Source organism: Clostridioides sp. ZZV15-6383, from assembly GCF_020657735.1.
GTDB classification, from domain to species: domain Bacteria; phylum Bacillota; class Clostridia; order Peptostreptococcales; family Peptostreptococcaceae; genus Clostridioides; species Clostridioides difficile_D.
The window spans coordinates 15,850-36,686 of record NZ_JAGWCV010000013.1 but is presented as its reverse complement, the minus strand read 5'-3'; the positions used below and the strand labels follow the sequence as shown (position 1 = coordinate 36,686).

The window sequence follows — 20,837 nt, the reverse complement described above, 5'->3', positions numbered from 1 at the left end:
CAAATAAATTTTATATCAACATTTAACATTCTAGATTTAATCTACTGTTATATCATATCCATGTTGATTGTATTGATTTACAATTTCTTCCCAGAGTTCTTCAACACCAGTCTTTTTTAACGAAGAAACAGGAATTACTTTTTCGCTACTTTCCATTTGTAATTTTTTTCTTATTATACTTATGTGTTTTTGATATTGTCCTCTAGATATTTTATCTGCCTTAGTTGCAATAACTACACAGTTATATCCAAAGTGCTTTATCCATTCGTACATAAGCTTATCGTCTGCTGTAGGCTCATGTCTAATATCTACAAGTAGGAATATAGAACATAACTCTTGTCTACTTTCTAGATACCTTTCCATTATACCTCCCCATTTTTCTTTTTCAGACTTAGCTATCTTTGCATATCCATAGCCTGGAAGATCCACAAAGTAAAACTCATTATTTATTAAATAAAAATTTATAGTTCTAGTTTTTCCTGGTGTTTGGCTAGTTCTAGCAAAGTTTCTTCTGTTAAGCAATGTGTTTATTATTGATGATTTTCCAACATTTGACCTACCAGCCAATGCTATCTCTGGGATACCTTCTGCTGGATACTGTGATTTATTCACAGCACTCATAGTTATCTCTGAACTTCTAATTTTCATTTTTTTCACCACTCTTTAATAAAGCTTGTTCTAATACTTCATCCATATGCTCTACAAGTACAAATTCCATTTTCTCTTTTACATTTTCTGGTATTTCATCTAAATCAGCTTCACATTCTTTAGGAATTAATACTTTTGTTATACCAGCTCTATGAGCTGCTAATAATTTTTCTTTAACTCCTCCTACTGCTAATACTCTACCTCTTAAAGTTATCTCTCCTGTCATGGCTATATTGCCTGGTACAGGTCTTTTAGTAAGTGCTGAGATTACTGCAAGGGCCATAGTTATACCAGCTGATGGTCCATCTTTTGGAACAGCCCCTTCTGGAATGTGTATATGAATATCATTAGTCTTATAAAAATCAGGGTCTATATCAAACTTGTCTACTATTGACCTTATATAAGAGATACCTGTCTTAGCAGATTCCTTCATAACATCTCCTAGTTTTCCAGTTAATACAATTTCCCCTTTACCTTTAAGCACATTTACTTCTACTTCAAGTGTAACTCCACCTACTGCTGTCCATGCAAGACCATTTACTAGTCCTATTTGAGGATTAACTTCTGCAAGTTGATACTTAAACATGTCTTTTCCAAGATATGTTTCTAGGTCAGACTTATTTACAACAACTTCTTCAAGAGTTGGGTCTTCAACATATTTTTTTGCAATTTTTCTACAAATTTTACCAATAGTTCTCTCTAATGTTCTTACGCCAGCTTCTCTTGTATAATGGTTTATTATACTTCTTAAAGTTTCATCATCCATTTTTATAAAGTTTTCTTTTAAAGCATGTTCTTTAATTTGTTTTGGAAGTAAATATTTCTTTGCTATATTTAGTTTTTCTTCTTCTATATATCCAGATACTTCTATTATTTCCATTCTATCTAATAATGGTCTTGGTATATTACCTAAACTGTTTGCTGTTGTAACAAATAGTATTTTTGACAAATCAAAAGGTATTTCTAAGTAATGGTCTACAAAATCCTTGTTTTGCTCTGGGTCTAACACTTCTAGCATAGCTGAAGCTGGGTCACCTTTATAATCTGCTGCCATTTTATCTATTTCATCAAATAAGAATACAGGATTTTTTGTTTGTGCTTCTTTTACTCCATTAATTATTCTTCCTGGAATTGAGCCTACATATGTTCTTCTATGACCTCTTATTTCTGCTTCATCTCTAACTCCACCTAAAGATATTCTTACAAATTTTCTATTTAATGCTTTAGCTATTGATTTTACTATAGATGTCTTTCCTGTTCCTGGAGGTCCAACTAGACATATTATAGGACCTTTAAGTGACTTAGCAAGAGTTCTTATAGCTAGATACTCTAATATTCTTTCTTTAACTTTCTCTAGCCCATAATGGTCTTCATCTAATATATCTTTTGCCTTAGTTATATCTAATTTATCTTTTGTCTCTTTGTTCCATGGCAATGAGAATATAGTGTCTAAATAGTTTCTACTTACAGATACATCTGGAGACATTGAAGATATCTTTGAAAATTTATCTATTTCTTTTTCTATTTTTTCCTTAGTTGTCTTAGGTGCTTTTATTTTTTTAAGTTTTTCTCTATATTCATCTGCTTCAGAATTTATATCTTCTTCTTCACCTAATTCTTTCTGTATAGCCTTTAATTGTTCTCTAAGATAATATTCTTTTTGAACTTTATTCATCTGTTTTTTTACTCTTAAAGTTATCTTCTTTTCTATTTTTAATATATCTATTTCTTCTAATAATATAGAATAGATAAGTTCAAGTCTTTTCTTGATATCAAATTCTTCTAATATTTCTTGCTTTTGACTTGATTTTAGGTATATGTTTGCAGCTATTGTATCTATAAATCTATCTACATCTTCTATATCCGCTAAAGATATCAATATTTCTGGAGATACCCTGTTTCCAATATTTATATATTCTTCAAAAGCATCAAATACATTTCTTACAAATGCCTCGATTTCAACCTCTGTTTCACTATCCAGATTATCACTGTCAAAAACTATTTCTTCTATTACTGCTCTAAAATACCCTTCTTCTTGTTCTATTTTTTTTACTCTACCTCTTGATACACCTTCAACTAAAACACGAACTGTATCTCCTGGTAATTTTATCATTTGTTTAACTTTACAGATTGTTCCCACATGATAAAAGTCTTCTTCTCCTGGCTCATCTACCTCAGCTTCTTTCTGAGATGTTAAAAATATAAGCTCTTCATCCATCATGGCTTGGTCTAAAGCTTTAAGAGATATCTCTCTTCCTATATCAAAATTTAATATCATATATGGAAATATAGCTAATCCTCTTAGAGGAATTAATGGTAATTCATGATCTATTTTAGTATAATTTTGTTCCATCAACATTACTCCTTTTCTAGTCTAATTATTTTGCTTTTAATATTATATATTCGAACAAGTTAATTTTCAACATTAATGATAAATTCTTAGAATACTATCATACTATATTATTATTTTATTATGATATAATATTAATATTAGTATACTTAGATGTTATTTATCTTTTGGAGGTTTCTATTATGTTGAAATTGTTTTTAACCTTTTTAAAAATTGGTGCGTTTACATTTGGTGGTGGATACGCTATGGTTCCTCTTATACAAGATGAACTTGTAAACAAACAAAAACTTTTAGAGCAGGAAGAATTTATTGATTATTTATCCATAGCTCAAAGTTATCCTGGAGTACTGGCAGTTAATATCTCTGTATTATTAGGATATAAACTTTATGGTATACCAGGAGTTCTTATATGTACCTTAGGTTCTGCTTTACCATCATTTTGTATAGTCTTAGTCTTATCGTATCTGTATTTTAAAAATTCATCATCTAAAATTTTAGATGGATTTTTTAAAGGAGTTGCGCCTGTTGTAATAGCTCTTATATTGTATTCTTTTACAAGCATGTTTAAGAAACTGCCAAAGTCTAAAACTAACATACTACTATTAATTATAGCAGTTTTATCTGTTGGTGTATTCAATATAAGTCCTATTTATTTAATAATTGGAGGAGGTGTATATAGTCTATGTCAGAAATAACACTACTCTTCTTAATATTCCTTAAAATAGGAGCATTTAGTTTTGGTGGCGGGTATGCTATGTTACCATTTATTCAGCAAGAATTTATATCTAAATACCACCTTATAACTAATCAAGAATTTTTGGATTTACTTGCTATATCACAATCTACACCAGGTCCTGTAGCAATAAATAGTGCTACATTTGTAGGATTTAAGACTGCTGGCTTCTTTGGTTCTCTAGCTGCAACTGTTGGTGTCACGATTTTTGCGTTAATAGGTCTAACTATTATATCAAAGTTATTTTCTAAGTTCAAAAACAATAAAAAAGTGGAAAACTTATTGATAGTTCTTAGACCAATTACTCTAGGATTCATATTAGCAGCAGCTTTTTCATCTGCCAAAGAAGTTAATTGGGATTTATATGGAATAATTGCATTTATAGCATCATTTTATCTTTTATATAAAGGAAAAATTGGTTCTATTGCAATTGTATTCGTCTTTGGTATTCTAGGTATACTACTCACATTTTTATAATACTGATATCTAATTTATATTTAGCATATTAACATAAAAAAAGGAGCTTTTAAAGCTCCTTTTCATCATCTTATGCACTTTCCTCTTGATCCTTAAGTACTATGATAGGATTTACTGAGTCTTCGTTCACAGATTTCTCTGTTACTATAACCTTCTTTATATTATCTCTAGATGGTACCTCAAACATAGTTTCCATCATTACACTTTCAACTATACTTCTAAGCCCTCTAGCTCCTGTATTTCTTTCTATAGCTTTTTTAGCTATTGCACGAAGAGCACCTTCTTCAAATTCTAGCTCAACATCATCTAACTCTAATAATTTTTTATATTGTTTTACCAGAGCATTTTTAGGTTCTTGTAATATCTGCATTAGTGCATCTTCATCCAGTAATTCTAAAGTAGCTAAAACTGGTATTCTTCCTATAAATTCTGGTATTATACCATATTTTAATAAATCCTCTGGAAGTACTTTTTCATATAACTTACCTAAATCTAATTCTTTTTTACTTTCTATTTTAGCTCCAAAACCTAGTGTTTTATCTCCACCACGTTTTTGAATTATCTTCTCTAATCCATCAAAAGCTCCACCTAATATAAATAATACATTAGTAGTATCTATCTTTAAGAATTCCTGATGAGGATGTTTTCTTCCTCCTTGTGGTGGAACATTTGCAACAGTACCTTCTAATATTTTTAGAAGTGCTTGTTGAACACCTTCACCACTAACATCCCTAGTTATAGATGGATTTTCAGATTTTCTTGCAATCTTGTCTATCTCATCTATATATATTATACCTCTTTCAGCTTTTTCTATATCAAAATCAGCAGCTTGAATAAGTTTTAAAAGTATATTTTCAACATCTTCTCCAACATATCCAGCTTCAGTCAATGATGTAGCATCTGCCATTGCAAAAGGTACATTTAATGTTCTTGCTAGAGTTTGAGCAAGTAATGTCTTCCCAGAACCTGTTGGCCCTAATAAAAGTATATTACTCTTTTGAATTTCTATATCTTTACTACTAGATTTTTTACTGTATATTCTCTTGTAATGATTATAAACTGCAACTGATAAAGCTTTTTTAGCTTTTTCTTGACCTATTACATAATCATTTAGAATCTCCATCATTTCCTTTGGTTTTGGTAAAGATGTAGTATCTTCATCTATAGTATCTTCTATCTCTTCTTGAATAATTTCGTCACAAAGTTCAACACACTCGTCACAAATATATACATTTGGACCTGCAATTAATCTTCTTACTTGATCTTGATTTTTACCGCAGAATGAACACTTTAATTGTCGTTTTTCTTCATATTTAGACATATTAACACCTCTCTCTATCTACGGTCTCTTTGTAAATACTTCATCTATTAAACCATATTCTTTGGCTTCTATTGCACTCATGAAGTTATCACGTTCAGTATCCATTTTAATTTTTTCTAATGGCTGACCAGTTCTTTCAGATAATATCTCATTTAAAGTTTCTTTTATTTTTAAAATCCTCTTTGCATGAATTTCTATGTCTGTTGCTTGACCTTGAGCTCCACCTAATGGTTGATGTATCATTATTTCACTATTTGGTAGTGCTAGTCTTTTTCCTTTTGCTCCTGCTGCCAGCAAGAATGCTCCCATAGAAGCAGCCATACCTATACATATAGTACTTACATCTGGTTTGATGTATTGCATAGTATCATATATAGCCATTCCAGAAGTTATACTTCCTCCTGGAGAATTTATATATAAATGTATATCTTTGTCTGGGTCTTCAGCTTCTAAGAATAATAGCTGTGCTACTATAAGCCCTGCTGTGGCATCGTTAACTTGATCTCCTAAGAAGATTATTCTGTCTTTTAATAGTCTAGAAAAAATATCATAAGATCTTTCTCCTCTTCCTGTTTGTTCAACAACTACAGGTACTAATGCCATGGTTTCATACCCCCTTTATTCTATATAATTTACAGTAGCTTTTTGTAAGCTACTGTAAATTATTATACGCATTTAACTAAATTATATTTGCAAATCATTATATACTAAACATTCTATAACGTCAACTATATTAGTTAGCGTTTATTTTATTAAGCTATTGTTGCATTCTCAACTAGTAAATCTATTGTTTTTCTTATTTTTATTTGACCTTTTATATCTTCTTTGTCAGCATCTCTTAAAGAAGCTTCTATTTTTTCTATTTCCATATTGTAAGTAGAAGCCATTTTTTCTAACTCAGCTTTAAATTCTTCTTCTGTTGCTTCAATTCCTTCAGCTTTAGTTATTGCTTCTAATACTAGAGAAGACTTAACTAGTTTTTTAGCATCTTCTTTTCTCTCTTCTCTTAATTCTTCCATAGTTCTACCAGTCATATCTAGTAATTGTTGTAATCCAAATCCTTGATATTGTAATTGATAGTTAAGTTCGTTTAACATATTATCTATTTGATGTTGTATCATAACTTCTGGTATTTCTATTTCTGTATTTTCAGCAACTTTTTCTACTACTGAATTTCTAGTTTCTGCGTCTGCTCTATTTTTAGCTTCTTCTTCTAATTTAGCTCTTACATCTGCTTTTAATTCCTCTAAAGTATCGAATTCACTAGTATCTTTAGCAAATTCATCATCAAGTGCAGATAATTCTTTTATTTTTACATCGTTTATTTTTACATTAAATACAACTGGTTTTCCAGCTAAGTCTTGTGAGTGATATTCTTCTGGGAAAGTAACATTAACTTCTACTTCTTCACCAGCTTTTTTACCCACTAATTGTTCTTCAAATCCTGGGATAAATGTGTTTGAACCTATAACTAAGTTATAATTTTCACCTTTACCACCATCAAAAGCTACACCATTTTCAAAGCCTTCAAAGTCTATTATAGCTGTATCTCCATCTTCTAAAGCTTTGTCTTCTACACTTACTAATCTAGCATTTTTTTCAACCATTTCTTGTAGTTTAGCTTCAACATTTTCGTCACTTACAGTATTCTCAACCTTAGCTATTTCTATACCCTTGTAGTTTCCTAATTCAAACTCTGGTTTAACTTCTACATTAAGAACCATAACTAATCCATTATCTTTACTTATTTCTTCTATATCTAAATCTGGATTGTCTATTGGGTCTATATCTAATTCCTTGATAGCTTCTGGATAAACTTCTGGGAATAATATTTCTATAGCATCATTATAGAATATACCTTTTCCATATTGAGTTTCTATAACAATTCTTGGAGCTTTACCTTTTCTAAATCCAGGTATATTGTATTTATTTCTGCTTTTATTATAAGCCTTATTTACTGCTGCTTCAAATTTATTGTTATCTACTGTTATTTTTAAAGTAACTTTATTACCCTCTTTTTTAATTAGTTCTGCTTTCATCCTTCTAATCCTCCTAGTGATATTTATGTAATACCCGATAATGGTATCATAATTCATTCTATTTATAATTCAACCACTTAATTATATCACATAAGTTTTTTTATTTACAAGTGTTCCATTAATATCGTTGTACTTATTTGATAAAATTTAATTTTTTGAGCTTTTTTTGCTGTTTTTTTAGATAAATACACCTTTATATACGTATTTCTTCAATATTTATGTCATCTTCTTCCATTTCCATAATAACAAAACTTTTATACGATACTCCTCTTGGAAGTGAAATACTTCCAGGATTTATGTAAAGCACACCATCTTTAACTTCTCTAAACGGAGTATGGGTATGACCAAATATAACTATATCAGCACCAACTTCAGTTGCCTTTTTTTCTAACATATGTGTTCCATACTTTACACCATACTTATCTCCATGGCACAAAAATATAGTTTTATTTGCCACTTCAAAGACAACTTCTTCCTCAACAGCATCAAAGTCACAATTACCTTTAACTGCAATAATGCCTACATTAGTCATACTATGAATATATCTTGAGTCTGTAAAGTTATCTCCTGCATGAATTATTAGGTCACATTCTTTTAAATATGGTATTGTTTTTTCCATATTTTTAATCATCATATGTGTATCACTTACTATGCCTATTTTCATTACTTCACTACCCTTTTTATAAACTCTTGTTTCATAAGTTTTAGTGCATTTGCTCTGTGGCTGATTGAATTTTTTATAACACTAGGTATTTCACCAAAAGTCTTATCATATCCCTTTACTATAAATAAGCTATCATATCCAAAGCCATTTTTACCCTTTTCTTCAAACCCTATAATTCCTTCACAGATTCCTCTTACTACAAATTCTTTTCCATCAGGAAAAACTACTGCTATTGCAGAGACGAATCTTGCATTTCTTTTACTCATTGGTACATTTTGCATAGCTTTTAATAGCTTTTCTCTATTTTCTTCATCTGTTGCATGTTCTCCTGCATATCTAGCTGAATAAACACCAGGTTTTTTGCCTAAGGCATCTACTTCTAAGCCAGAGTCATCTGATATAGCTATAAGTTTAGTCTTTTTAGCTATTGTTCTAGCTTTTATCAATGCATTATGCTCAAATGTTTTTCCATCCTCTACTATTTCTATACCTGCTAGGTCAACATCTTTTAAAGAATATACTTTATATTCAAAGTCTTTTAAAATTTCACCTATTTCTTCTAGTTTATGAGCATTATTAGTGGCTATCACTACTTCATTACCATAATCCATACCTAATATCTCATCTGTTATTTCACCTAAAGCTTCTCTTTGAACCCTTATTAATTCTTTATTCCCTTTTTCTCCTAACTCTAACAATAAATTTAAATCTTTTCTTGAAAAAGGTTTCTCTTCTCCAGTCCCCTGCACTTCTACAAACTCACACTTATCAGTCATTATTATATTCATGTCTACTTGTGCTTTAGAATCTTCTTCATAACATAAATCTAGCATGTGTGTTTCATTTACTATACCAACACTAATTGCAGATACAAAATTTGTTATTGGCATTTCTTTTATTGTCTTTGCTTTATATAATTTATATATTGCTTCTGCAACTGCTACAAACGCCCCTGTTATAGATGCAGTTCTAGTTCCACCATCTGCTTGAATCACATCACAATCTACCCAAATAGTTCTTTCACCTAATTTATTCAAGTCTACAACAGACCTTATTGCTCTTCCAATTAACCTTTGTATTTCTTGTGTTCTTCCATCTATTTTTCCCCTAGATGCATCCCTTATTTTTCTTTGTTGTGTTGCTCTTGGTAACATAGAATATTCAGCATTTATCCATCCAGTACCACTATTTCTTAAAAAAGGAGGTACTTTGTCTTCCACTGATGCAGTGCATATAACCTTTGTCTCTCCCATTTCTATAAGAACAGAACCTTCTGCATACTTTGTATAATTTCTAGTTATTCTTATAGGTCTTATCTGTTCGTTACTTCTATCATAACTTCTGGTCATTTTTCATATCCTTTCTTATATTTTTTATATTTTATAAAGTTATTTTTATAATTTTTAATTTTGTCAAATATTAAGTACTGTCATTTTTCATAATCTTATTAGCTTACTGAACTATTCTATCATTAATTATAGTAGTTTTCTACTAAATTAAGCGACTTTTTAACTCTCTAATACAGCTTTTACTTCATCTTTCGATGGTAAATTTAATAATTCTAAAAATCTCTCTTCATCTATAACTTTAATTCCTAAATCATTTGCTTTAGTGAGTTTAGAACCAGCTTCTTCTCCTGCTAAAACAAATGTTGTCGATTTACTTACACTAGATGTAGCTTTCCCACCTCTTTTTTCTATCATATCTTTTGCATCATTTCTTTTTAGTGTAGGAAGTGTGCCAGTCAAGACTATTTTCATTCCTTCAAATATTTTTTCTACTTTTTCACCTGTATTATCTAAGGATTTTGTGTTTACTCCTACATTTTTCAATTTGTTTATGACATTCATATTTTTCTCTTCCTTAAAAAACTCGACAACGCTGTTTGCCATTATACTTCCGAATTCCTCTAATTCTTCTAGTTGCTCACTCATTGCAGAAATCACATCATCTAAATCCTTAAAGCTAGATGCAAGTATTTTAGCTGCTTTAACTCCTATAAATTTAATACCTAATCCATTTATAAGTCTCCATAAATCATTTTCTTTTGACTTTTCAATTGAATTTATTAAATTATCAGCAGACTTTTCACCCATTCTATCTAAGTCAACTACATCTTCCTTTTTTATATAATATAAATCAGATACATCTTGTATTATTTTTTCATTTAATAACAATGTAATTATAGATTCTCCTAAACCATCTATATTCATTGCATCTCTCGATACAAAGTGTATAATTCCCCTTCTTATTTGAGCTGGACAAGACATGTTTATACATTTTACAGCAGCTTCTCCTTCTAATCTTACTGTTGGCTCTGAACAAACAGGACATTTTTCTGGCATTTTAAAATCTATTTCATCTCCAGTACGTTCTTCCTTTATAACTTCTAAAACTTGAGGTATTATATCTCCTGCTTTTTGAACTAATACTGTATCATTTATTTTTATATCTTTTTCTCTTATATAATCTTCATTATGAAGTGTAGCTCTACTTACAGTAGTACCTGCAAGTCTGACTGGTTCAAGTATTGCTGAAGGTGTTATTGTACCAGTTCTCCCAACTTCTACTATTATATCTACTATTTTAGTCTTTTTCTTTTCTGCTGGGAATTTATATGCAATTGCCCATCTAGGGCTTTTTGCTGTATACCCCATTTCGTTTCTTTGTTTTATATTGTTTACTTTTATTACCATACCATCTATTTCATATTCCAAATTACCTCTGTTCTCTGTCCAGTATTCAATATGTTCAATAACTTCATCTATATTTTTACAGACTTTATAATTCTGGCTTACTGAGAATCCTAGTTTTTCTAAATAATCTAGTGATTTACTATGACTTTCTAAATCATATTCTTCTATATTTTCCATATTAAATACAAATATATCTAATGGTCTCTTTGCAGTTAATTTTGGGTCTAATTGTCTTAATGAACCTGCAGCAAGATTCCTTGGATTAGCAAATAAGGGCTGTTCCTGTTCTTCTTGTTGCTCATTTACTTTTCTAAAGTTATCTTTTGATATATATACTTCTCCTCTAACTATTAGTTCTTTTTTTTCATTTATTTTAAGAGGTATGCTTTTTACAGTCATTAGGTTTTGAGAAATATCTTCTCCTACAATTCCATCTCCTCTAGTTGCTCCTTTTTCAAACTCTCCATTATTATAAGTTAGACCTACAGAAAGACCATCTATTTTAAATTCAACAACATATTCAACATTATCTCCTACATATTCTTGAACTCTCTTATCAAAGTCTCTCAAATCTTGTTCTGAGAAAGCATTTGATAAACTCAACATAGGAGTTTTATGTACAATTTGATTGAATTTGTCTAATGACTTACCTCCTATCCTATTTGTTGGAGAATCAATTCTCTTTAGATTTGGATTTTCTTCTTCTAAAGAAATTAACTCCTTCATTAACTTATCATATTCATAGTCTGATATTTCTGGGCTATCTTGATTATAATACCTTTCATTATGATAGTTTATTTGTTCTATAAGTTTATTAATTTCATCTTTAACGCTCACTTTTTGCACCTCTTCATATTTTTTAAATTAAATTATTTTGAAATTCCCTTATAATTAATTATTTCCTATTTATATATTTTTTAGTATATCACTTTTTTGACTTTAAATTTATTACAAAAAAAACTCTTATTAGTATCTCTAATAATACTAATAAGAGTTTTTTATTCTTATTAAAATTTTTATATATTTAGTAACCTCTTGATATATCTACAACATTATCTACAGGTTTATTTTCCATTATATAGTGTTTTAAATTATTATAAACCATATTAAATGTTCTCTCTTTATTTTTATCAGATACCCAAGAGTTATGAGGAGTTACTATGACATTTTCACACTCCCATAACTTATTATCTTTACTCAAAGGCTCACTTTCAAATACATCTAATGCTACACCTCTAAATTTATCTACACATTCTTCTAAGTCTTTTTGATTAACTGTATTTCCTCTACCCACATTGATAAATACAGAACCTTCTTTCATAAGTTTAAGCATTTCTTTGTTTACTATTCCGTCTGTACTTTTTGTAGAAGGCATTGCTACAACGACTATGTCACATTCTTCAAATATAATATTCATATCATCAGTGGCAAAGCATTTATCAAAGTATTTTTTACTACTTCCATTAGTATTAACCCCCCATATTTCTAGACCAAAAGCTTTTAATCTCTTTGCTGCTTCTGAAGATATAGTACCTGTTCCAAGAAATCCAACTCTTTGTCCATACAATTCTGATACAGAAAAATCCATCTTCCATTCTTTATTTTGTTGTTGTTTAAAAAACTTTGCACTATTTTTATAAATTTCTAAAATATACAGAACTATACTTTCACCAATAGGTACACTATATCCACCCCTATTATTAGCTATCTTAATATCTCTCTTTAACACTTCTTCTTTTGGAAGTTGGTCTATACCTACACTAGTTGTCTGTATATATTTTAAATTTTTCATCTTAGAAATATCTAATCTACTAAAAGGATTGTATGTAACTAGTACATCTGCAGTATTTACATCTTCATTATTTTCAATACTATCTTCAGGGTAATGTATAACATCATAGCCTAATTCTCTTATTTTCTCAAATTTCTCTTTTCCATAATTTATTGTAAACAAAACTTTCATCTTAATCTCCTTCATTCACTCACATTAAAATTTTTATATCCTACAGTATAATATATGATACTTAATGTACATTAGTTAAACTTACTAGAAGATGTCTCAAATTACTTATGTTCAATTGTTTTTCCTAAAGACATAGCATTACGTTCTTGAACTAAATTTTCTATTAAGTTATTCAGCGTCCAATCAATAGATGTTTCAGTTACCATAGCTGTAAAAGGTCTATTTATTCTTACTTTTTTTAATCCTTCTAAAAATGCATTTACTTGCGTACTTGGAGTGTTATTAAATATTACAGACTTACTCTTAATCCCATTTTCACATTCATTTGATATATTTCCATCCAAAATGTCTCTTATTGTGTTTTCTCCGTTTTTATCAGTTAAAATAATATGGTCTCTTATTCCAGCAAAATTACTAACATTTTTAATTAATGATAATTCTTTTTTATTAAAATTTACAAATATAATACACTTCCTACTGTGTATCTTATCTAGATTATTATTATTTATTTTTTCAAATGACATTTTATCCATCCTTTCATTTATCTATATATTTTAATTTACCCCATCCATTTAAAATAATCAATTTTTATAGCTAATTTTTATATTAATACCCAAAATTACATTTAAATAATTCGACTATCTAAAACTAATATATAAAATTAGAATAATTAGCTTAATATCTACAAATCATAATCTAAAGGAGAGATACCATGAATACACTACTAAACAAGAATTTTAGCATTAAAAACTTTTCAAATGCTTGGGTTATAGTACTTGGTTGTATGTTGATACAAGCTGTGCCATTTAGTATAGTAGCAAGCATACAACCTCAATTTATAAGTTATGTTGTAGAAGGAGAAGGTTTTAGCTTAGCATCTTTTTCTCTAATATTCACTATTGGTACTATTGCTTCAGCAATTGCATCACCTTTTATAGGTGTATTATTTTCTAAAGTCAATATTAAGATACTATATTTATTAGGTTGTATAATTTCTAGTATTGCTTTTGCTACTTTTTCTATATGTACTGAACTATGGCAATTTTACACTGTATCATGTATTGTGCAAATTGGTGCTACAATTATATCTGCTATAGGGATACCAGTTTTAATAAGTGCTTGGTTTGATGAAGAAAGTAAAGGAAAAGCTCTGGGCTTTGCTTTTGCTGGTGGCTCTATTGGCAGTATATTTCTACAACCACTTGCAGTTCGCTTATTGGCAACTCAAGGATACAGTCGTTCTTATCTAATATTTGGAATTGTAGCATTAATAGTTGGTGTACCTGTAATATTATTCATACTTAGGATGCCTAAAGATGTTAGTGAGAAAGTTAAATCTAAAGGTAAAAAAGAGAAAGCATCTGATGCAATTTCTCCTTCAGTATGGGGTTATACATTAAAAGAAGCTAAAAAAATTAAATATTTTTGGATTATGACAATTGGATTTATATTTGTTGGTATATATGTTTCATCATTATCTGTACAATATCCCACTTATCTTAGGAACTATCTAAATCCGATTCTAATAGGAACAGTCGGCTCCACTTTTGCTTTATTTGCTCTTATTGGTAATTTATTTGGAGGATTATTGTTTGACAAGTTTGGTCAAATAAAACCACTTATTATATCTTTTATATTGGTCCTTATAGCAACTTTATCATTGCTATTTGTAGATAAATCTCCTGCATTTGCTTTTGCATTTGCTGTCTTAAAAGGACTTTCTGTATTTGCTTATATGATTGGTCCTGCTTATTTGACAGGAACTTTCTTTGGTCAAAAGGAATTTGGTAGTATCTATGGAATCGTACAATTAATTTTTGCAGCAGGGTTTGCATTAGGTTCAACATTATTTGGATTACTAGTTGATAATTTTGGATATAGATTTTCTTGGTCTATTATAATTTTATCAGTTATAATAGCCTATACTTTGCTTATTATAACTTCTATAGGAATGAAAAAAATGAATAAAGAAAGACTAGATAAACTGATACAATAATTAATTCTTAGATATCTAAATATTATATAAAAAAGATGGAGCTTTTAATAACAAATAGCGCTCCATCTTTTTTATATTACAATATTGCTAATTTTCTTTTGTTTTTAACCTTACTATCTATATCTTCATCCTTAACTATAGTAAATGCTTTAGTTGGACAGACATTTACACATGCAGGTCCTTCTGGAGATTCTATACAAAAATCACACTTATTTGCTGTCATTCTTTCTCTAAAACAAAGCTTTCCTTCATCTATATCTTTTAATGTAACTATGTCTATTGCACCTATAGGACATGCTAACATACAAGTCTTACATCCTATACAATTTTCTTCATTTATTTTTATTGTGTTCCCAACCCTAACTATACCACCATTTGGACATGCCTTTGCGCAAGGAGCATCTTCACAATGTCTACATTGTATTGGAGCACTTACTTCCTTTGTCTTTATGACAGAAAGTTTTGGGTTAAAATTTATTTCATCTGGATTTTTGTAAAAAATATCTTCATCTGAATGTGCAACTACACATCCTATCATACAAGTTCTACATCCTATGCATTTATCAGGGTCTGCTATAACAAAATAGTTCATCACTTAGCCACTTCCTTTCCTATACAATATGTAGTGTGTAATAGATGATGAGACTTTTCTCCTAATGGTTCTACCAAATATTCATCATATAGCTTTTTAATATCAAGATTCTCATGAGATTTTCTAATTGCTAAATGTTCATCATGCACATATGTTGCTTTTGTTCTATTTTCATAGGCCAATTCTTTATATTCTTCTAGTAAAATTTTTGGCTGACCACCACCACTTACACACCCAACAGGACAAGTCATAACTTCAATAAAATCTACATCTAATTTTCCTTTTTCCAAATCTTCAAGTACTGGTATTACATTTTTTAGTCCACTTACTACTCCAACTCTTAGGTCTAAGTCTCCTATTTTAATAGTTGACTTTCTAAAGCCATTTTCTCCTCTTACTTGTTTTACTTCTACATCAGGAATACTTTCTCCAGTTATAAACTCATAACCTGTTCTTATAGCAGCTTCCATAACTCCACCAGTAACACCAAATATAGTTCCAGCCCCACTATAACTACCTAAAGGACTATCAAACTTTTCTTCTCTTAAATTTTTGAAATCAATTCCCATATCTTTTATTAAATAAGCTAATTCTCTAGTAGTTAATACTACATCTACATCTCTATATCCACTAGAATCCATTTCTTCTCTATCACATTCATATTTTTTACATGTGCATGGCATTATAGAAACACTAAATATCTTTGAGGCATCTATATTATTTATTTCTGCACCATAAGTTTTAAATATTGCACCACCCATCTGTTGAGGTGATTTACAAGAAGACAGATGATTAGTTAATTTAGGATAATTTTTTTCCATAAATTTTACCCATGCTGGGCAACAAGATGTAAACATTGGAAGAGTTCCACCTTCTGTTACTCTTTTAATTAACTCACTACCTTCTTCCATGATAGTCAAATCTGCTGCAAAATTAGTATCATATACTCTATCAAAATTTAAAGCTCGAAGTGCTGCTGCCATCTTCCCAGCACCTAGGTATCCTAAATAATATCCAAAATCTTCTCCCAAAGCCACTCTAACTGCTGGTGCACATTGAACCATTGTAAATACATTTGGGTCACTTAAAGCTTTTTTCACCCTATCTACATCACATACATTATATGCTGCAAATATAGGTTCATTTATAGACTCTGGTATCTCTCTTTCTTGTTTTTTCTCTTGTAAAAACTCAAATCCTTCATCTATAACTGAGGCATAAGATTTACAAGTTTGAACACATTGACCGCACATAACGCATCTATCTAAATTTATCTCTTGTGGCTTTCCCTCTTCACCTTCAATAGCATTTACTGGACAGACTTTTGAACATTCTCTACATCCAGTACATAAATCTTTATCTATATTTATTATCATAAACGTCACCTACCCCTGTATCCTTTATTTATTTGTTAACAATAAGCTAAGTGCTGCTTGTCTATTCTTAGCTTTTTTGTCATCTATTGGAGTAACAAGTTTTAATGCTTCCTGAGGACATGCACTTATACAAGCTATTTTTTCATTGTCTTTACATAAGTCACATTTATAAGCTATCTTTTTATTTTCGTCTAAAATTACTTGTTCTACTTCTTTACCATCTTCATATTGTGGAAGTAAGTCTATAGCTCCAAAAGGACATGCTAGCAGACAAGTTTTACATCCTATACACTTTTCTTCATTTACAGACATAATATTATTTTCTTTGATTATAGCTTTTTGTGGACATGAGTTTAAGCAAGGAGCATCTTCACAATGTCTACATTGTATTGGCATACAGAAAGTATCACCTTTTACTAAATAAAGTCTAGGTATAACAGGTATATCAACCGTTCCAACTGTATAACCTACATTATTATGCTGGTTATGCATTGTAAAACAAGCTACTTCACAAGCTCTACAACCTGTACATTTATTTGGGTCTGCTATTACAAAAGAGCCTATTTTATTCTTCATATTATCCCACCTTTCAATTTGTATATTTCTAACGCCCTAGTTACTTTCATCATATATATTTATATATTTTAATATTTTCTCAGTACTTATATTTCGCTTACATTTTTTACACAAATTGTATGCGTTATCATACACTTTATCAGTATCATCAATTAATACTCCACAGATTTCACATTTTGAATATTTTCGCTCTTCTTTTTTAGCACACATATACTCAGTCTCACTTTTTGATAACTCTCTGTGGATTTGCATAAATATTCATTCGTCTTCCTCTTACAAATCCAATAAGGGTTATGTTTAATTTTTTAGAAAGCTCTATTGATAAATTGGTTGGTGCTGATTTTGATACTACAATAGGAATTTGAGTCATGGCTGCTTTTAATATCATCTCCAGTGATATTCTTCCACTTACAACTATAATTTTATCTTCCAATGATATTTCATTTAAAACACAAAATCCTATTGCCTTATCCATTGCATTATGTCTTGCTACATCTTCACAAGTCACTATAATTTCATCAAAATCAAATATGGATACACTGTGTACCCCACCTGTATTTTTGAATAATTCTGACGAATTCAAATTTCTATCCATTATACTATAAATCGTATCATAATTTACTTTTATATTACTCTCTACAGGAGTACATTTTATATAGTCTAGTGAATTCAAAAATATAATTTGCTCATCTTGACTTTTTTGTTTCTTTTTGATAGTTACTTTCGCAAAACATTCCTCCTCATTTATCTTCAGACTTAGCAAGCTTCTTTTATTTTCTATATATCCTTTTGTTTTCAAAAAGCCTACTATAAGTTCTTCCAAATTATATGGTGTACATAAAAATGTATTTACATATTTATCATTTAAGATAAAACTAAGCGGATATTCTGCAATTATTTCTTCGTCCTCTATTGATAATTCATGTTCATTTATTTTACTTACTTCTATATTAAAAGAATTTAAATATTTGTAATCCACTAGACTATAACTGTTTTCAAAAACTTCATCCTTACTATTCTCTTGTAATTTAGTTTTTGAGTATATATTGTTCATAAAATATTAGCCTTTCCACTTTTTATAAGTCTTGAATCTAATTAACCACTAAATATTTGTAGCAGTCATTCTATCTTTAAGACTCTGATACTCTTCTCTCACACATTTTTCTGCTAGTTCTTGGTCTTCAAGTTTTTCAAGTTTAACAGCACAATATTTATACTCTGGTGTTTTAGATATAGGGTCCAAGTTTGCTATTGTAAGTTCATTACAAGCTCCAACCCACCACTGATAAGTCATATATGTTGCACCTTCCTTAACTCTATCAGTAACTGTTGCTCTTGTTATTACGCTTCCTCTTCTTGAACTAATTCTAATTAATTCATCGCCTTCAATTCCTAATTTTTCAGCATCATTAGAATTTATTTGAACACGTCCTGGCTCATCTTCTAATGAACTAAGAGTTCTACAATTACCAGTCATTGTTCTTACTGAATAGTGTCCAACTTCTCTTACAGTACATAAGCTAAATGGATATTCATCATCTTCAACTTCCATAGGAGGTCTCCATTCAGCAGCGAACAAATTACCTTTGCCATTAGGAGTAGAAAACTTTTGACCTTCATATAGATACATAGTTCCTTTATCTTCCATACTTTCGCTCTTACAAGGCCATTGAACACATCCTTGAGCTTCTATCTTTTCATAAGTAGCACCTAAGAAACTTGGACATAATTGTCTAAGTTCATCCCATATTTCCCTAGTATTTTTATAATTCATAGGGTATCCCATTGCTGTAGAAATTTCGCTTATAATTTGCCAATCTGGTTTTACATCTCCTTGTGGTTCTATAGCCTTTCTCATCAATTGGAATCCTCTATCTGCACATGTATATACTCCCTCATGTTCTCCCCAAGAAGTAGCTGGAAGTATAACATCAGCATGAAGTGCTGTCTTATTCATAAATATATCTTGAACAACGACAAACTCTAATTCATCTAAAGCTTCTCTAACTTCTGATGCATCTGGGTCACTTTGCACTGGGTCTTCTCCAAATATATAATAAGCTTTAAGCTTTTTCTCTTTTAGTACTAAGTTTGGAACTTGAGTTAAACTATAACCATTGTTAGGAGATAGTTTTACGCCCCAAGCATTTTCAAACTTTTCTCTTATCTTATCATCAGTTACATTTTGATAACCAGGATATACATTAGGAAGAGCTCCCATATCACAAGCTCCTTGGACATTATTTTGTCCACGTACAGGTCCTATTCCAACGCTTTCTCTACCAAAATTACCTGTAAGTAGAGCAATTGATGCAAGCCCCTTAACTACATCGACAGCTTGACCAAATTGACAGACCCCCATTCCGTAAAGCATCATAGCTTTTTTACCTTTTGCATATTCCCTCATAGCTTTTCTTATAAGTTCTTCTGGAATTCCTGTAATCTTTTCAGCATATTTAGCTGTATATGGTTTAACAATTTCTTTATACTCATCAAATCCTTGTGTATGATTTTGAACAAATTCTTTATTGTAAAGACCTTCTTCTATTAAAACATTTCCAAAAGCATTTACTAAAACCATGTTTGTTCCACCTTTTATAGGTAGATGTATATCAGCAATTCTTGCAGATTCAGTTACTCTAGGGTCAGTGACAATTAATTTAGCACCATTTTTTTTAGCTTTCACTATTCTATTTGCCACTATTGGATGTGAATCTGCTCCATTATATCCAAATATAAATAAAACATCTGCATTTTCTATCTCTGGTATAGAATTAGACATTGCACCACTACCTAATGAGTAAGCCAGACCGGCTACAGATGGTGCATGTCAGACACGAGCACAATGGTCAACATTATTAGTTCCTATTGTGGCTCTCATAAATTTTTGCATTATATAGTTTGCTTCATTACCAGGTCCTCTTGCAGAACCTGTTCCCATAATAGAATCAGGCCCATATTTTTCTTTAATTTCATTTAATCTTGAAGCCGTATAGCTTATGGCTTCATCCCATTCAACCTCTTCTAGTACACCTTGTTTTCTTATCATTGGCTTTTTTAGCCTAGGTGTTAAAATTTTAGGGTCATTTAGAAAATCCCATCCATAACGACCTTTTAAACACAAACTTTCTTGATTTGTTCTACCATTAGCTGGTTCAGCTCTTAATATCTTATTATCTTTTACGACTAGATATAATTGGCATCCAGCTCCACAGTATGGACAAACTGTTAAAATTTTTTTCTCCATACATTTCCCCCCTTAGATTTATCCCCTGATAAGTAAAATTTATCTTAAAGATAATGAGTGTTTTTATAATATGCAAAATCATAAATATTTTGCAATACTATCTATTAAATTCAACAATTTTCTCACAATTCCTTTTAAATTTTTAAAAAAAATATGTCA

Annotated in this window: 19 protein-coding genes; 3 read left to right on the top strand and 16 right to left on the bottom strand. The window is 30.2% G+C overall.

What is annotated here, in order from left to right; genetic code table 11:
• Positions 1-36 precede the first annotated feature (36 nt).
• Both yihA and lon read right to left on the bottom strand, forming a co-directional pair.
• Positions 37-648, bottom strand: a complete 612-nt coding sequence (gene yihA / locus KGF42_RS07045) for a ribosome biogenesis GTP-binding protein YihA/YsxC (RefSeq protein ID WP_227826028.1) — start codon at positions 646-648, stop codon at positions 37-39.
• Complete coding sequence (gene lon, locus KGF42_RS07040; RefSeq protein ID WP_227822295.1) at positions 638-3,001, bottom strand: endopeptidase La; 2,364 nt, start codon at positions 2,999-3,001, stop codon at positions 638-640. Before lon ends, yihA begins: the two co-directional genes overlap by 11 nt.
• Before the next feature lie 179 nt (positions 3,002-3,180).
• On the opposite strand from lon, the gene KGF42_RS07035 reads away from it, so the two are divergent.
• A complete protein-coding gene (locus KGF42_RS07035; RefSeq protein ID WP_003417110.1) occupies positions 3,181-3,693 on the top strand; it encodes a chromate transporter in 513 nt (170 codons plus the stop codon).
• Entirely contained in the window at positions 3,681-4,208 is a 528-nt protein-coding gene (locus tag KGF42_RS07030) for a chromate transporter (protein ID WP_054275210.1), read from the top strand. The genes KGF42_RS07035 and KGF42_RS07030 overlap by 13 nt, the downstream gene beginning before the upstream one ends.
• 70 nt (positions 4,209-4,278) lie before the next feature.
• Here the strand turns inward: KGF42_RS07030 and clpX are convergent, their stop codons facing one another.
• The 8 genes from clpX to KGF42_RS06990 form a co-directional block, all read right to left on the bottom strand.
• Positions 4,279-5,529, bottom strand: coding sequence for an ATP-dependent Clp protease ATP-binding subunit ClpX (clpX, locus tag KGF42_RS07025; RefSeq protein ID WP_003417105.1), 1,251 nt, complete (start codon positions 5,527-5,529; stop codon positions 4,279-4,281).
• 18 nt (positions 5,530-5,547) lie between these two features.
• The gene (clpP, locus tag KGF42_RS07020; protein ID WP_021386274.1) at positions 5,548-6,132 is read right to left on the bottom strand and encodes an ATP-dependent Clp endopeptidase proteolytic subunit ClpP; all 585 of its coding nucleotides are present in this window, start codon (positions 6,130-6,132) and stop codon (positions 5,548-5,550) included.
• 149 nt (positions 6,133-6,281) lie between these two features.
• Complete coding sequence (tig, locus tag KGF42_RS07015; protein WP_227826027.1) at positions 6,282-7,568, bottom strand: trigger factor; 1,287 nt, start codon at positions 7,566-7,568, stop codon at positions 6,282-6,284.
• 193 nt (positions 7,569-7,761) lie between these two features.
• Entirely contained in the window at positions 7,762-8,232 is a 471-nt protein-coding gene (locus tag KGF42_RS07010; protein ID WP_054275213.1) for a metallophosphoesterase family protein, read from the bottom strand.
• On the bottom strand, positions 8,232-9,581 hold the full coding sequence (rph, locus tag KGF42_RS07005) for a ribonuclease PH (RefSeq protein ID WP_227822293.1): 1,350 nt from the start codon (positions 9,579-9,581) through the stop codon (positions 8,232-8,234). The genes KGF42_RS07010 and rph overlap by 1 nt, the downstream gene beginning before the upstream one ends.
• 159 nt (positions 9,582-9,740) lie before the next feature.
• Entirely contained in the window at positions 9,741-11,765 is a 2,025-nt protein-coding gene (ligA, locus tag KGF42_RS07000) for an NAD-dependent DNA ligase LigA (protein ID WP_227826026.1), read from the bottom strand.
• Between the two features lie 187 nt (positions 11,766-11,952).
• Positions 11,953-12,891: a phosphoglycerate dehydrogenase gene (locus KGF42_RS06995; protein ID WP_227822291.1), complete on the bottom strand. Its 939-nt coding sequence runs from the start codon at positions 12,889-12,891 to the stop codon at positions 11,953-11,955.
• Positions 12,892-12,992: 101 nt separating this feature from the next.
• Complete coding sequence (locus KGF42_RS06990; protein WP_227826025.1) at positions 12,993-13,415, bottom strand: DUF3783 domain-containing protein; 423 nt, start codon at positions 13,413-13,415, stop codon at positions 12,993-12,995.
• A 188-nt stretch (positions 13,416-13,603) separates the two neighbouring features.
• Here KGF42_RS06990 and KGF42_RS06985 point away from each other — a divergent pair, with 188 nt between their 5' ends.
• Positions 13,604-14,887: a conjugated bile salt MFS transporter gene (locus KGF42_RS06985; protein WP_227822289.1), complete on the top strand. Its 1,284-nt coding sequence runs from the start codon at positions 13,604-13,606 to the stop codon at positions 14,885-14,887.
• 76 nt (positions 14,888-14,963) lie between these two features.
• Here KGF42_RS06985 and KGF42_RS06980 read toward each other — a convergent pair whose 3' ends face one another.
• The 6 genes from KGF42_RS06980 to fdhF are packed head-to-tail and all read right to left on the bottom strand — an operon-like array spanning position 14,964 to position 20,678.
• The gene (locus tag KGF42_RS06980) at positions 14,964-15,479 is read right to left on the bottom strand and encodes a 4Fe-4S dicluster domain-containing protein (RefSeq protein WP_021386201.1); all 516 of its coding nucleotides are present in this window, start codon (positions 15,477-15,479) and stop codon (positions 14,964-14,966) included.
• Positions 15,479-16,855, bottom strand: coding sequence for a [FeFe] hydrogenase, group A (locus KGF42_RS06975; RefSeq protein WP_227826024.1), 1,377 nt, complete (start codon positions 16,853-16,855; stop codon positions 15,479-15,481). Before KGF42_RS06975 ends, KGF42_RS06980 begins: the two co-directional genes overlap by 1 nt.
• A 24-nt stretch (positions 16,856-16,879) precedes the next feature.
• Positions 16,880-17,431 (bottom strand): 4Fe-4S dicluster domain-containing protein, encoded by a 552-nt coding sequence (locus tag KGF42_RS06970; RefSeq protein ID WP_054275220.1) that lies wholly within the window; start codon positions 17,429-17,431, stop codon positions 16,880-16,882.
• Positions 17,432-17,467: 36 nt separating this feature from the next.
• Complete coding sequence (locus KGF42_RS06965; RefSeq protein ID WP_227826023.1) at positions 17,468-17,641, bottom strand: hypothetical protein; 174 nt, start codon at positions 17,639-17,641, stop codon at positions 17,468-17,470.
• A 10-nt stretch (positions 17,642-17,651) separates the two neighbouring features.
• Positions 17,652-18,485 carry a formate dehydrogenase accessory sulfurtransferase FdhD gene (gene fdhD, locus KGF42_RS06960; protein ID WP_227826022.1) on the bottom strand — a complete coding sequence of 278 codons (834 nt, stop codon included), beginning with the start codon at positions 18,483-18,485 and terminating at the stop codon, positions 17,652-17,654.
• Between the two features lie 48 nt (positions 18,486-18,533).
• Complete coding sequence (gene fdhF, locus KGF42_RS06955) at positions 18,534-20,678, bottom strand: formate dehydrogenase subunit alpha (RefSeq protein ID WP_227822286.1); 2,145 nt, start codon at positions 20,676-20,678, stop codon at positions 18,534-18,536.
• Positions 20,679-20,837 lie beyond the last annotated feature (159 nt).